Annotated in this window: 10 protein-coding genes; 8 read left to right on the top strand and 2 right to left on the bottom strand. The window is 43.2% G+C overall.

What is annotated here, in order from left to right; genetic code table 11:
* Positions 1–13: 13 nt before the first annotated feature.
* The 5 genes from H5T88_04050 to H5T88_04030 all read left to right on the top strand — a co-directional run bounded on the left by H5T88_04050 (position 14) and on the right by H5T88_04030 (position 9,250).
* A complete protein-coding gene (locus H5T88_04050; GenBank protein ID MBC7329511.1) occupies positions 14–1,519 on the top strand; it encodes a M48 family metalloprotease in 1,506 nt (501 codons plus the stop codon).
* Position 1,520: 1 nt separating this feature from the next.
* On the top strand, positions 1,521–2,522 hold the full coding sequence (gene csaB, locus H5T88_04045) for a polysaccharide pyruvyl transferase CsaB (protein ID MBC7329510.1): 1,002 nt from the start codon (positions 1,521–1,523) through the stop codon (positions 2,520–2,522).
* A gap of 78 nt (positions 2,523–2,600) precedes the next feature.
* On the top strand, positions 2,601–5,339 hold the full coding sequence (locus H5T88_04040) for a hypothetical protein (GenBank protein MBC7329509.1): 2,739 nt from the start codon (positions 2,601–2,603) through the stop codon (positions 5,337–5,339).
* A gap of 11 nt (positions 5,340–5,350) precedes the next feature.
* The gene (locus tag H5T88_04035) at positions 5,351–8,197 is read left to right on the top strand and encodes a hypothetical protein (protein MBC7329508.1); all 2,847 of its coding nucleotides are present in this window, start codon (positions 5,351–5,353) and stop codon (positions 8,195–8,197) included.
* Positions 8,198–8,251: 54 nt separating this feature from the next.
* Positions 8,252–9,250 (top strand): sugar-binding protein, encoded by a 999-nt coding sequence (locus H5T88_04030; protein MBC7329507.1) that lies wholly within the window; start codon positions 8,252–8,254, stop codon positions 9,248–9,250.
* A 39-nt stretch (positions 9,251–9,289) separates the two neighbouring features.
* On the opposite strand, the gene H5T88_04025 is transcribed toward H5T88_04030, so the two are convergent.
* The gene (locus H5T88_04025) at positions 9,290–10,849 is read right to left on the bottom strand and encodes a tRNA uridine(34) 5-carboxymethylaminomethyl modification radical SAM/GNAT enzyme Elp3 (GenBank protein MBC7329506.1); all 1,560 of its coding nucleotides are present in this window, start codon (positions 10,847–10,849) and stop codon (positions 9,290–9,292) included.
* A 91-nt stretch (positions 10,850–10,940) separates the two neighbouring features.
* Here H5T88_04025 and H5T88_04020 point away from each other — a divergent pair, with 91 nt between their 5' ends.
* Genes H5T88_04020 through H5T88_04010 form a run of 3 tightly spaced genes read left to right on the top strand, consistent with a single transcriptional unit; the run spans position 10,941 to position 13,949 of the window.
* Positions 10,941–11,582 (top strand): methyltransferase domain-containing protein, encoded by a 642-nt coding sequence (locus tag H5T88_04020; protein MBC7329505.1) that lies wholly within the window; start codon positions 10,941–10,943, stop codon positions 11,580–11,582.
* Positions 11,575–13,002 (top strand): PIG-L family deacetylase, encoded by a 1,428-nt coding sequence (locus tag H5T88_04015; protein MBC7329504.1) that lies wholly within the window; start codon positions 11,575–11,577, stop codon positions 13,000–13,002. Before H5T88_04020 ends, H5T88_04015 begins: the two co-directional genes overlap by 8 nt.
* Positions 13,003–13,007: 5 nt before the next feature.
* Positions 13,008–13,949: an FkbM family methyltransferase gene (locus H5T88_04010; protein MBC7329503.1), complete on the top strand. Its 942-nt coding sequence runs from the start codon at positions 13,008–13,010 to the stop codon at positions 13,947–13,949.
* Positions 13,950–14,004: 55 nt separating this feature from the next.
* On the opposite strand, the gene H5T88_04005 is transcribed toward H5T88_04010, so the two are convergent.
* The gene (locus H5T88_04005) at positions 14,005–14,982 is read right to left on the bottom strand and encodes a hypothetical protein (GenBank protein ID MBC7329502.1); all 978 of its coding nucleotides are present in this window, start codon (positions 14,980–14,982) and stop codon (positions 14,005–14,007) included.
* Positions 14,983–15,056 lie beyond the last annotated feature (74 nt).

Below are 15,056 nucleotides of genomic sequence, written 5' to 3'. Positions count from 1 at the left end.
TAAAATTTAAGCAATGCAAAGGAAAACCACTTCCCTTTTAATTCTTTTCCTCTTCTCATCGTTTTGCTATTCCAAAGGCAGCTTAGATGATATTTTGGGAGAAGCGACGAAGGAAGCCTTCGCCCTCCAATATGGCTTTTTGGAAAATCCCGTCCTTCAAAATTGGATAAAAAGAATTGGAGAAAAACTCTCAAAGGGTGCAGGCGTTTCGGTGAATTTTTACATCCTAAACACAGACCGAGTGAACGCTTACGCAACTTTTGGAAAAAATGTTTTCTTGACGAAAGGACTTTTAAAATCCGTGGATAGCGAGGACGAGCTCGCGGGGGTTCTCGCCCACGAAGTAGCTCATATAAAGCTTAAACATCCCCAAAACCAGACCAACCTCGTTCTTCTTTCCCTTGCTCTTCTTTCGTCCCTAAATTTGAGCAAAAAGAAAGAAATTCTGGCTAAATCCATCCTTGGGCTCATCAACCTCGGCTTCAGCAGAAAACAGGAAAAACGGGCGGATATAGAGGGGATTTGGATATCCCTAAGAAGCGGATTTAACCCCAAGGGTTTGCTTTATTTTCTCCAAAAATTGGGTGATGAAAAATCACCAGGCTGGATGGAATATCTTCAAACCCATCCCTTTCCTTCTCATAGAATCAGGATTTGCGAAGAACAGCTTGAGAAGATTAAAGATGAGGAATGGAATAGAATATATCAATCGCTGATGGAAAGAGGAGAGGTAAAAGAAGCGAGGGAGCTGCAAAAGGCACCTCTTCCCCCCGAACATAGAGAAATACCAGTCGTAGAAAGCGAGAAGCTCGTTTCCATACATCGCAAAATCACCTCTCTACATTCACTTCTAAATCGTATAACACAATGGCAAACAACTCTTTTAATTTCGCCTATCCAATACGAAATCGTTCCTATCGTAGCAGAATCCCTTCTGCAAAACGATGAACTTAAAGAAATCTATAGTGATGCGGTCCTCTTATTGAATAATGTACGAGGGAGTTATGATTTGGAGGAGATAAGCGATAAAATGGACATGCTAATTGAGAGGGCTATAAACGGAGGTGAGAAGCTTTTGCTTGCCTCCGCTACTCTTTCCGGCATCGCTTTTACGAAACATTTTGAGGATATAGCTCTCATTTCCCTTCAATCCCTTCTGCTTTCCTCGGGAAATGACATAGGTAAGGCTAAGGAAGAATTTAAAAATTGCAAGGATACAATACTGCCAATTGAGATTGACACCCTTGTTCAACGCCTAAATTTGCTTGATAACGAATGGCTTAGAAGAAAGTGTAGCCATAGGCTGGGAATTTCCTTAGATGAGCTTCCAGATAAACCCCTTGGGGAGGCTTGTTTAATGAAAATCATAGCCCTATCTACCGATAAACCTTCCAGCGAGATAGAATACCTTTGGAGTGATAAGGGTTCTTTTAAAAACCTGCTTCATTCTCTAAAATTGAAGAAGCCAGATGTAGAGGCTATATATATCGTTTTAAATTCCTTGGTAAAGGGGAATTGATATGAAGAGAATTTTATTGGCTGGTTATTTCGGTATGGGTAATTTAGGAGATGAGGCTATTCTCGAAGGTGAATTGACCTATCTTCAAAGGGAGATTCCGAATTTGAAAATATCGGTCTTATCAGGCGCTCCGGAAAAAACGAGCAAAGCGTTTCTTTGTCAATCCTTTAATAGGTCTTCCCTCAGGGATGTTTTCCAAGCAGTTTCAAGTTGCGACATCTTCGTTCTTGGAGGGGGAGGAATTTTTCAAGATGTTACCAGTTTCCGCTCCCTTTTATATTATCTTTTTCTCCTGGAAGTTGCTAAGAAAAAAGGGAAGAAGGTCGCGGTATTCGCTATGGGAATAGGTCCACTTAAGCGAAAAATAAGCGAGTTTCTCGTTAAAAGAGCTCTTCTTCACTCAGACTCGGTATCCTTAAGAGATAGGCAATCTTACGATTGGGCAATAAAAAGAGGCATTGAAAAAGCTTTTCTTTCCGCCGATGCCTCTTTCCTTCTTACCCCTCCAGCTCCGAGGGAGAGAAAAATGGAGATAGGGGTATCGGTTCGTTCTTGGAGGGGACTTAACACGGAAGAGCTCAAAAAATTTTTGATTGAAATGAGCAAGAAGGGATACACCCTTTCCTTAATCGTTTTTAATCCCGAAGATAGGGAGATTTCTCGCTCGCTCGTATCACAAACCGGAGGAAATCTCCTTGAACCCCAGTCGCCGAGGGAAGCATTAGAGTTATTGGCTGGGATGGAAGCGGCTATAGCGATGAGATTGCATTGCGCTATTCTATCCACAATTGCTGGTACCCCTTTCCTAGCTATCTCCTATGACCCGAAAGTACAAGCATTTGCTGAAGAAATAGGACAACCTTTCTTGTGTTTAGAAGATATCAACAAAAATAATCTCCACAATCTTTTTGGAAAATGGGAAGTAGAAAGATTAAAAGAGGGATACTTGACTATGAGGAAGAGAGCGGAAGAAGGCATAAATCTGCTGGCAAGGCTAAGATAAGGGGATTGATTGTCGGGATAAATTGAAGGCTTGATGGATTATGAGCTAAAATTTAAAATAGAATAAATAGAATTAAAAATGAAAAGATGGATATTCTTATTGCTACTGATTGTGGGCGTCTATATTCTCGGAGATGAAAATTTAGTAATCTCCGGTTATCATACTATGTATTTCCGCAGTTACAAGGTTAGTGGTGATGCCTCTCTTTACAGCTACGACAATTACGGCAACGATTCATCTTTTGACGATTATACAAACCTATATATCCGAGGAAAGCTATACAAAAATGCCTTCATTGATGCTCAATTCTCCAGGGACCGCTTTTCCCCTATGGGGAACAAGATAACGCTGGAATACAAAGGCAAAGATGTAAATATAAAAATTGGGTCAATACTTGCAAGCCTTATAGGAAACGAGTTCGCCACTTTAAACAAAAGCTTGGATGGCATTCTTCTCAACATCGCCCTGAAAAATAACACTACTTTCTCACTTGTCGCCTCACAGGCAAGGGGTTCCACAAAGGTCGAATCCTTCAGAGGGAATAACAGTCCGGGACCATATTATCTCCGCTTCAGCCCAATAGTTGAGGGCTCGGAGGTAGTGAAGGTAGACGATGTTGTTATGCGAAGAGGTGTTGATTACGATATTGATTATTACATTGGTGAGCTTAATTTCCTCGGGGCACGCATAATTCCTGAGGGCTCAATAATAACCGTTAGCTATGAGTATTTCTACAGCCAGAAGAACTCAATATATGGATTCCGCTTAGGGCAGGAAGGGAAATGGGGAATAACTTACCTCACCCGTCCAAATTTCCGCTATATCCCTCCTCAGGAACACTCCCGAGAAGAATATTTCATCGGCACGGGGACTCCGGGACCCTTTTACCTTAGCTACAGACCCATTGTGGAGAATTCAGAAACCGTCATTGTGGATGGCGTCACCAAGCCCAAGGATAGTTATCAAATAAATTACCTATCCGGAATATTAACCTTTAACACACCAGTTCCTCAGGGGGCATCTGTAGTGGTGAGGTATAAATATCGGTCTGATGTGACCACATTAGGAAGTAAGGAAGTTATTGGCTTGGATGGGAAGATTAATTTGGGAGGCTTGCCACTCGTCATTCAGATGGCAAGGAGCACGGATGGAGTGCACAGTGGGACAGCCTTCGGACTTACCACAAGCAAGAACTTTCGGGGGAAAGCAGGAGAATTTGCCCTTTCTTATAACCTCCGTTCTATAGGGGATAAATTCGCCCCCTTGGAGTCAGTTGGCTTCTTCCGACAGGAAAAGGGACAGGTATTTACCTTGAATTGGACAAATCTTCAGAGAACATTAAGGGCATCGCTCAATTTTTCCTCCGGCAAGCGTCCATACGGGTACTCTTTCTCACCAGTCAGCTCCACCCAGCTTTCCTCTTATAAGGACCTCACTTTCAACCTTGCCCTATCCCTTCCCCATCTTCCTGATATAGTCGTATCGCACTACTCTACCTCCCAGGGTGGTGGTTTCAATTATGAAAATGTAAGGGATGAAATCCGCATATCTTTTTCAAAAACATTTAAGGAAACAACTCAAACTACCTCACCACCTCCCTTTGCTGAAGAGGAAGAACAAGGGGAAAGCCAAATCCCCCCGCCCTCTACCTCTCCTTCCCCAAGCTACACTGGCAGCAATTATTGGAGTTATAGTGGAAGCACCTACTCCTCTTATTCCCCTTTCGGCAGCAGCTATAGCGGTTATGGGACATCCTACTACGGAACTACTTATCCAAGCTATAGCGGAGGGTATACTGGCTATGGTAGATATCCATCTTATGGAGGATATTATAGAGGTAGAGGTGTGACCCAAATCGGATTATTTACGCCTGGTATATCCTGGTCTTTCAACCTCTCCCGCCAGAAAAGCAGAGGAGGTTATGAGACGAATTACAGCAGTGATTTTCTAATGGGAAGATTCAATTTAGTTTATGTCCCTACGCAAAAGTTGAAATTCTCCGCTGATTTAGGGAAAAACAAATCCTCCTTATCAAACTCTTCAACAGCTCTTATCCAACTTTCTTACAATCCAAGTGAGAAATTATCGTTCGTTTTATCTTTAGATGATTCAAACTCAGGGAACTTAAGCCAAACCTCCTCTTATAGCAGCCCCATTTCCCCTGGCTATTATTATGGAGGTTTCAGCGGAGGGATGAACCAGAAAAGACGAAGCCTTGATATTCAATATCTTCCCTCGCCCAAATTGAGTCTGGGCTTAAGCCTGGAAAACAGCTTCAGCGAGGGAAGTTATTCAAGCAACAGTAAATCAAGTAGTAAAAGTCTATTCTTCACCTATCTACTTTCTCCAAGAGCTTCTTTGAATGGAACTTATATGATTCAAAATATGGATTTCATAGGCGCCAGTGGTGGGATGGAAAGCAAGCTTGGATATCTTACCCTTTCCTATCAGCCCTTCAAAAACCTGCCTTACTTCACTTTAAATTTAGATTATCAGATTATGGACACGAGGAATTCCTATACTACCACAGATACAACCTCAGCAAGTGTCTCTTCAAGCAAACTGCAGGTTTGGGGTTTGCGACTTCAAAATCCAATTGGGAAGGACAAATCCCTCTTCGCTGAATTAAGAAAGACGGATTCCTCGGGAAGCTACGGTTACTCCCGTTTTGAGGCCGGGCTCGGAATCGACTTCCGTCTCAAGCAATATCTTACTTGGAGTTTGAGCTTGAATAAGATAAATTATAGAGGTGAGAGCTCCACCTCTCAGGGTTATTCCGCTACGCTTCTAAATAGCGTATTGTCGCTCAGATTTTGAAAGGAGGAAAAATGAGAAAGTTCGCTTTAATTTTTTTGATTTTTTTCTTTTCCTCTCTTTATGCCTTCTCTCCTTCTCCCGGAACCATAATTGTTGATGTTGATAATACAAGAGACCCGATAGCGATTGGAAAGGCTATAAAATCCGCATTGGATAGAGAAAGAAACGCATTTTATGATATTGCAAGAGTATGGGAACTGCTTAGAAAAAGCGAGCCTTTTCAAAACCGCCTACCTCCAACCTTCGACCGCATAGTCTACCTGCGTAAAAATGGGGAGATAATCCTACCACCTCGATCAAGAGGAGAACTCACTTTCCGATTTCAGGGATGGACATCAGATGAGGAACAGCTGCTTAACTCGTTCGTTCAAAGGGCATATCCCGTTATTAAACAAGTCTATGGCGAGCCAGCTTGGGGAGGAACGGTAACCGTCCTTAAGGATACAAATTTGAACGATTATCAAGTGATTTTAGCGGGAGTCTATGATGCTTCAGCGGCGACAATCCATATTGAATGGGGACGCTCAGGTGAAATAGAGACCTATTACAGGCTCCTACATCTTATGCTCCATGCCTTCCACGGTCCCTATCAAATCGGCGTAGATGCCTGGGAAGAAGGAATCGCTTGGGCAGCAACAAGGGTGATTTTCTCTCAACTCTTCCCCAGCGAATCTTTTTCATATTATTGCAGTTTCTATCTTTTTCCTTGGTATGAACTTCTCAATCAACCTTCCCTTTCCGCTCCAAGTTTCTGGCCTAAAAGCCTGACAGAATGCTCAGGCTTGATGACCCTCTGGCGACACTCAGCAGCACTCTCCGCTTGGCTAAAGGTCTACATAGAGAAACAAACCTTTTTCTCCGAATTCAACGCTCTTTATTATCAAAGAGTCCAAACCGACCCCACGACGAGTTCAGATTTGGGTAAACTGAAGGCGATTTGCGAACAAATTGTCCCCACTGTTGAGGGTGTTGATTTCTCCGAATGGTATGCTCAACAATATGTATTGCAGGTAATATCTCAAGCTGGTCCTAAACTCTATGTTTGGAATACACCCTCACTACCAACAAACCCAGACACTGAGGGATATGGGCTTTACATCGCGCTTTTTTATTTTTATTCTTCTGGTAGCGATGAAACACCCTTGAACGGGGTTGTAAATCCCAGATACTGGAATTACGATTTCAGCATAGATTTACCGGTTGAACCTCAATATGAATCAGTTCAGATATCGGATGGCATCGGTTATGTCGCACCCACATTCTTCAATATAGGCGGTCCGCAGAGGGTTACAATAGAGTTTCCTATCGGAAGCATTACCGTTTCAATCCCCTTCCCCTACGGCTTTGTGGGAACGAAGGCGGAACCAAATAACATTTACGGAGCTTTGCTAACGGGATTGGGCGGCACTTTAACGATAAACGGCATAGAGGTTCCCATAATTCAGGGCGCCTTCGGCGCCCCATTCCCATCTCTATTAGCAGGACCTCAGCAAATAGATGTTGTATATACTTCCCCAGAGGGCAAAATTCTTGAAAGAAAGATAAACTGCTATTACGGTCCCTATGCGATAATTATTCAACCCCCGAGGGAAAAACAAACCGCGAGCGTCCACTTAGCCAAGGGAATCCATATGATAAGCGTCCCCCTCGACCCTACCTCCCACGACCCCGCTGTTGCCCTTGACATTCCGCCGGAAAGACTTGCCCTCGCCCACTGGGAACCAACAAAGGAAGAGGCAAATAAATGGTTGTTTTATCCCAATATAGCTCTCACCCTTGGGAAAGGTTATTTCATCCGCTTGTTTGAGGATAAGAACATTCAACTTGAGGGCTATTCTCAACCATTAGATGGAGAATTCAGCATTGGGATTTCATCTGGATGGAATCAGATTGGATATCCCTTCCCAGAAGGTGAATGCCCCCTTTCCCAGATATTGGTGAGAATCCAAGAGGAAACAAATCCTGTAAGCTTGGATACAGCGAGTAAAAAGGGATATATAGCTAAAACCCTTTGGCGTTTCAACGACCAAAAAGGAGAATATGAATTTTTGGACCCCGAGAAGGACACCCTTAAGCCGTGGGAAGCTTACTGGATAAGATGTTATAAAGACTGCACATTAATTATACCGGGACCGAACAAACCCAAAATCGCTACGAGAGCTCCTGCATCAACATCTTTCAACGGATGGCAGGCAAAAATAGAAATCAACATCGGGGGCAAAAACTACTCCCTACTTTTCGGACAAGCTGATAATCCAACACCCTCCCTTAGCCTTGAATTCCCTCCCGGAATTCAAGAGAAACCCAAAGCTTGCTTCCTTGATAAATCACGCAACCTTGCGCTGGCTTGGGATATAAAGCAACTCTCTCCTCATTCGGAATGGCTTCTGCAAATAAGGGGAGAGGGAGAATGCATTCTCCTATGGCGGGATTTATCTCGCTTCCCAAGAGGCTATTCCCTAACTTTAACAGACCTAACAACTGGCAAGAAGATTTCCCTTCTCCATTCTTCCAATTACGTATTCACAGGAGACGGAACTCCCCGTCTTTTCTCTTTGAAAATGGAAAAGAAAAATCCTTTATTGATATCCGACCTCGTGGCAAACCCAACGAGAAAGGGGATGGAGTTTGCCTTCACGCTCTCAAAAGATGCTGAAATAGAGCTGAGAATTGAAACAGCAACGGGAGAGAGAAGAAGAATCATCAGAGCAACGAGACAGGCGGGAATAAACAGCATTTATTGGGACGGAAAGGATGAAAAAGGCAGCGATGTCCCAGCGGGAGTTTACATTGCTAGGGTTGTGGCTTATTCCGAAGGAGAGATGGTGCAAGCGATAAGGATGTTTATCTTGAGATAGAGATTGCAAACCCTTGAAATTAGTTGTATAAAATAAGAAAGGAGGTAGAGGCATATGAGAAAAGCTTTTCTCGTTGTTCCGCTTATCCTGCTTCTTCTCGCAGGTTGTGGCGAGAGAGTTAAAAAGACGGAGACCGGCGTTAAACCAGGCAAAGCTCTTCAGTTCGCTGTGCTCGGCAAGTCAATACATCCTTACTGGGATGAAGTGAAGCTGGGAGCCGAGGCAGCGGGAAGGGACCTCGGCGTGAATGTCTATTTTTATGTTCCTCCAAAGGAAGATGTAAGGGCGCAGATATCCCAGCTGGAAAGCTATATCTCTATGAAGGTGGATGGCATATCGTTCGCCGCGTCTGACCCAGACGCCGTAAGCGACACGGTTAAGAAGGCGCTTGATATGGGGATTCCCTGCGTGGCTATTGATACCGATGCTCCCAAGTCAGGGAGGCTCGCCTATATTGGAACGGGAAACTACGAAGCAGGTAGAATAGCGGGAGAAACGATGGCTAAGGCACTGAATGGAAAAGGGAAGGTCGTTATCCTAACGGGCTCTTTAACTGCCCTCAATTCCCTTGAAAGGATGAAAGGATTTAAGGACGCAATTGCGAAATATCCGGGAATAAAGGTGATAGACACGATTTGCGATTACGAGGACCAATCAAAGGCAATCAGCAGCGCTGAAGCAGCCCTTTCTGCCCATCCTGACCTCGCGGGATTTTATGGCGTCTACGCATTTGATGGTCCAGCTGCCGCTTTGGCTGTGGAAAGGGCGAATAAAGCTGGCAAGGTAAAAATCGTCTGCTTTGATACAACACCTGAACATATGGAATACATCAAGAAGGGCGTTATCACCGCAACTATAGGTCAGAGACCCTATATGATGGGCTATTTAAGTGTCGTTCTTCTCTACAACATTGCTAAAATCGGCAAGGAAAAGGCGCTAATGCTTCTCCCCAAGGATGGAAAGGTAGACACGGGAGTAGATGTGGTTACGAAGGATAATATAGACGAATATCGCTCTCGCTTGCAGGAACTGGGAATACCCGTGAAGTGGTGATAATATAATTTGGGGGCAGGGTTTGCCCTGCCCCCAAATTTATAATTCCTTCACCATATAAGTTTTGATGAGCTTGTAGCCGAACTTCTCAAAATATTCCCTTGCCCCAATTCCCGCTATTACCGCTATCCTTCTCGCCCCTAACTCCTCTTTCGCTATCCTTTCAGCCTCTTCCAAAAGCCGCCTACCCAATCCGAAATGCTGAACCGCCAAGACATCCCTTTTATGTAAGGGAACCATGGGTCCGTATGTATGGACTTCCCTTATGACCACGTCTGAACCAGTCCACTCCCTCACCAAACCTTCCCCTACCTTCCTCAAACGCAGGAAGGCATAGAGAATCTCCCTATCAATTGATTCAAAGGAAAGGAAAATCTCCTTTCCCCCGGAAGCTTCGTAGTCCAAGCGAAAAAGCCGAACATCATTCCAATCCATTGGAGCTGAGGTAGCCTGACGACATCTGATACATTTACACTTAATCTTCTTCTGTAAGACCTGCCGCATATTTGACATCTTGCTTCCCGCTATTATCTGGTCGGCTGGGATATCCCTTATAACCCTTATTATCCGAACATATATGGGAATCATTGCTTTAATCTTCGCCAATGTATCCAAGAGCTCCTCATCAGTATAGGGAATCCACTCACCCCTCTCCCAGTATTCCCGAAGCTCAGCGTAAGGCGTTAAAACACAGGGGTATATCTTGAGGTAATCTGGACGGTAAGCGGGGTCGTTAAAGAGAATCTCAAATTGCCTTATATCCCTTTCCTTATCGCTTCCCAAAAGGTTCAGCATCATATGATAGGTTATCTTGAAACCAGCATCTCGCAGAAGCTTAGTCGCTTCCCTAACCTCACTCGTCGTATGCCCTCTCTTATTTTTTAACAAAACATCGTCGTAAAGAGACTGCACCCCCAACTCCACCCTGGTTACACCCAGCCTTCTGAATCTCTTTAATTCCTCCTTGTTTATCAAATCCGGACGAGTTTCTACGGTTAATCCAACGCATCTATTCTCCGCCTTCTCGTTTATCCTTTGCGCTTCAACTAAATTCCTTGCATCAACCCCATTGAGGGCATCAAAACATCGCTTTATGAACCAAGTTTGATATCTCCCTGGAAGATAGGAGAATGTGCCTCCCATAACAATCAAATCTACCTTGCTTGTGGGATGCCCCATCTCCCTATAATGCCGCAATCTCGCTGAAACCTGCTTATAAGGGTCATATCTGTTCTCCTCTGCCCTCATGACAGCCGGCTCATTGTGAATGTAGCTCTTAGGAATTCCCTTTTCCGAGGGGCAATATATGCAAGTGCCTGGGCAAGGATATGGCTTGGTGAAAACAGCGACGGGAGCGACGCCAGATAAAGTTCGCATCTCCTTCTTGAGGAGATAGCTTTCCAAAAACTCCTTTCTCTCTATTCTCCCATCCTCAACAAGCTTGCGATAAACAGCGAGGAGGTCAACCTTTGAAGGAAATGGGAGCTTATGCTTGCCGATTTTATCCTTCAAAAGCTGATGGAAAAGAGCTAAATTATCGGCTGAGGCGAATACCTCTTCAAATATCTCCTCAAATTTTTCTTTTATCTCGGTCTTCACAATAAAATATTTTAACTTAAATTACAATTGTCAACAAATTAGAGGGATTCGCTTTGACGAGCGAGGTTAAAATGTAAATAATAATTTAAAAATGAAGCTGACTTATAAAGAAGTGAAAGAGCAATTGAAAAAGACTTATGAAAGCGTCGCGAAAGAGTTCTCCCAGACGAGGTCAAAGCCCTGGGAGGAAATGGAGGAGTTGGGGAAGGAAGTATTTGAGGGAGCAAAAGTGCTGGATATAGGCTGTGGAAACGGGCGTCTTCTATCCGTTTTGCCTCGAAATATCCGATATTTAGGAGTTGATTTGTGTAAGGGTTTGATTGAAGAAGCAAGAAGAAAATATCCTGAAAGAAGATTTATAGTGGGCGATTTCTTGACTTTACCCTATAAACGATTAGGAAATGATTACGATTTTATTTTCGCAATAGCCGTCCTCCATCACTTTCCCACGATAAGAACTCGCTTAAATTTTCTTAAAAAAGCGAAGAAATTGCTGAATAAAAGAGGCAAGGTTATGCTCACAGTTTGGAATCTTTGGAAAGAGGAAAAACATAGGGAAAAGATAGACGAGAGCGGGGATATAATAATTCCTTTCGGAAAGGAGAAAGCCCCCCGTTATTATCATGCCTTTAGGAAGGAAGAGATAGAGGAACTGGCGAAGAAAGCAGGCTTTATGGCAGAAAAAATTCAGGAGAACAGAAATATCCTGGCTATATTAACCTGCTATGATTAGACATATAGCGAGAACAATCCTCTTCGTTTTCCCCCTATTCTTTCTTCTCGTATTCCGACACAATCCTTCTGGGATTGGAAACCAGCTTTACCCCCTCCTGCCAATGCCACCTTTATCGGAGATGAAGAAGATAATGGTCATCGCTCCCCATCCTGACGATGAAACGCTTGCTTGTGGCGGTCTCATCGCGCTTGCAAGGAGAAAAGGTATTCCGGTTAAAGTGGTAGTCGTGACGAACGGCGAGTCCTTTTCCTACGCTGCCCATATCCATTATAAGAAAGTCTTACTTCCACCCTCCTACTATATAAAATTCGGAGAGAAAAGACAGAAGGAAACTCTGTCCGCAATGGAATTTCTCGGTGTGCCCAGAGAGGATGTTATTTTCTTGGGTTATCCCGATACAGATTTATGCCTTCTTTGGGAAAAATACTGGGAGTATAATCAGCTCTACACGCATACACTCCTCCACACCCGTTTTTCTCCCTTCAATAACATCTATCATAAAAACGCACCCTATTGCGGACGCTCCCTTCTTGAGGATTTGGAGAAAATAATCCTTGATTACAAACCCACTCATATCTTCATTCCCTCAGCGGAGGATGCCCACCCAACGCACTGGGCAGTTAATTCCTTCGTAAATATAGCCCTCCTGGAGATAAGAGAAAAACATAACTTCTCACCCCAAACCTACACCTACGTGGTCCACAGGGGTCGTTTCCCCTACCCCAGAGGTTTGAAAATGGAGGAAACGATAAAACCACCCTCCACCCTTTTGGGCTTGGGATTTCATTGGAGGAGCTTTTCACTTCCGCAGGATATCGTGCGACTAAAGTATGAGGCAATAAATACATACAAGACCCAACTTGTGCCGAGAATGAGGAAGTTTATGTTTGCATTTGCCCGTTCAAACGAGCTTTTCGCGGATGAGAAGAACGCTCTGCCAATACATTTAGTAAATAATGGAAGGATTAAAGTGGATGGAAAGGCGGAGGATTGGACGGGAATACCTCCATTCATAATAGACCCCCAGAAGGATATCTTATGGAAAATATTAGAACCTGAAGCCGATATAACCTACATTTATGCTTGTCGTGATTCTGATAACCTTTACTTGATGCTTAAAACGGCAAAAAATATAAGCATAAAAGTAAGATATTACATTTCAATGTATGGAGGAATAGAAGAAGCAAACGAGAAGAGATTTATGTTGACAAAGGAATTCAAGCCGACTGTATCAGGGAAGTGTTTGGAGTATGCGATTCCCCTTCATTCGCTCGGAAATAATCGTTTCTTATTCATAGGAGCGATGGCTAAAAATAAGGCAATCACAATAGATAAAACCGCTTATCGCATAGCGATTTTGGAGCCCCAGCATATAGTTCATAGAGAGGTTCTTAAAAGGGCTCACAACATTAAATAAATTAAATGAAAAACCCAATCTCCTTCATTCAAAAAGCGTTCTTGGCAAGGGCAAGCGAGATTGAAAAGGCTTTAAATACAATAATTGCCCATCGCAGAGGTAAAGGAGTCCCATTTAGAGAGAGGTTGCTGTATTTCTTGGCAAGATTTTTTTATTTGTTCCCAATTCCAAGTAGATTTATGGAAAACGGAATAGAAAGCCTTGCTCACAACCTTAAACTTATCTGCTCAACATCTGAAGGAAAGATATACGAGAAGAACGGACTCCTTTTTCTAATCCCCAAAGGGTATATAAGAACTTTCTCTGAAGCTCTCCAAGAAATATATCTGCTTAGTGAATATGAAGAATATCCTGTGGAAATAGAAGAAGGTGATATCGTTATTGATTGCGGAGCTAATATAGGTGTTGCAAGTTTAATATTCGCCCGGAAGGTTGGGTTAAGAGGAAAAGTTGTCGCGATTGAGGCTGAGGAAGCTAATTTTAGGATTCTTAGGCGAACAGCTGAATTGAATAGAGGTAAAGTTGGCGAAATCATCCCTTTGAGATACGCTCTATACAAGGAAAATTGCGAACTTAAGTTATTCCTATCTATAAGCCCTGCCAGTCATTCCCTCTACAAAAATATAGAACACAAAGTGATTCGGGAAGCCTTAACCAATAATTTTGAAGTTGTTCAGGGTAAAACATTGGACTCCATAATAGAGGAACTTAACTTGGAAAGGGTGGATTTTATAAAGATGGATATAGAGGGTGGTGAACTGGATGCTCTGTATGGTGCTAAGCAAACCATAGCTAACTTCAAACCCAAAATGGCTGTCTCTATATATCATCGCCCCAAGGACCCTATTGAGATAAGAAAAACCCTCCTCCAATATAATCCAGACTATGAATGCAGGGAAATAAAGAAGAGGGAGCGAATGCTTTTTTGCAGACGAGCAACTCCTTGAAATAATTGATGCTCTTCCAAGCTTTTTTTATCTCATCCCTGATTTTTGGATATTGTTAGAAGTATAGTTCCAAAATGGCGAATTCTGGAACCGCCCAAACGGAGGAGGTTACCACGGGCAAGCCTGTAGCCTGCATCTCGCAAACGGTAACTCCCTGTGTATCAGCACGAGTGAACATAAGTCCCATATCATAGCGGTAGCAAGCCTCGGCAAAATCTCGGTGAGTGATAAAGAATTTGGGGAAAAACTCAACATTCGCCCCTAATCTCCGAGCTAAAGCCATATGTTTCATCAGCAACGGTCCTTCTCCGTAAATATCGGTCTTGTATTTGCCTCTGGAAGCTTTTATCACGAGGTCAACGGCATATTTCCTGACGCTATGTGGACGGACACAAATTAGCTTCTCAACCCTTCCTTTACGAGGCTGGAAACGGAAAATCCTCGTATCAACGGGAAAAGGAATTATCCTTACATTTCTTGCCTTATAACAGGTGCTTCTTTCACAAGCTACCCTCTGCCAATTTGAGGGATGGACAATGAAATCGCCGAGCTCATCGCTTCTTTTTATATATCTTCTTAAATGATGCATTCTCACGAACTCCATTATTATTGCGTTTTTGGGAAGCTTCCCGTAGAGTTGGTAATAATAAAATGGAGTATAGAAAGCATCAGCAATGCCGATGGGAAAGGTAATCCTTGGCGAGCGAAGACGCTCTTTAATGAGAGAGGCAAGGTTGAGTAAGGAGGGAGGATAAGCCGGCATAACTAATAAGATATCGGGACTAGTAGATATAACTTCTCTATAAATCTCCATAGGCTCTTCCCTTTTCACTACCACGCCATCATATTCATATTCCTTATTTTCCCCTGGCACGAAAACGAAAAGAAAGAAAAGCTCTTTATAAACCCTTGCTAAGCTATGGAAGAATCCACTGTAAGGCTTTTCCCTGGATGGATAAGAGCCGCAAATCATCGCTATCTTTATGCCTTTCAATCCAAGAGAATCCCGCAAACTTCTCAATTTCTCCAACATTCCTTTAAGATTATAAATCGCAGAAGAAAAGATGGAAAGGTAGAATCACCCTTGATATTAGCAGAGGGGAAAAA

This window comes from bacterium (assembly GCA_014360495.1).
Classification (GTDB): Bacteria; Armatimonadota; JACIXR01; order JACIXR01; family JACIXR01; genus JACIXR01.
This window is presented reverse-complemented; position numbering and strand designations above follow the sequence as displayed.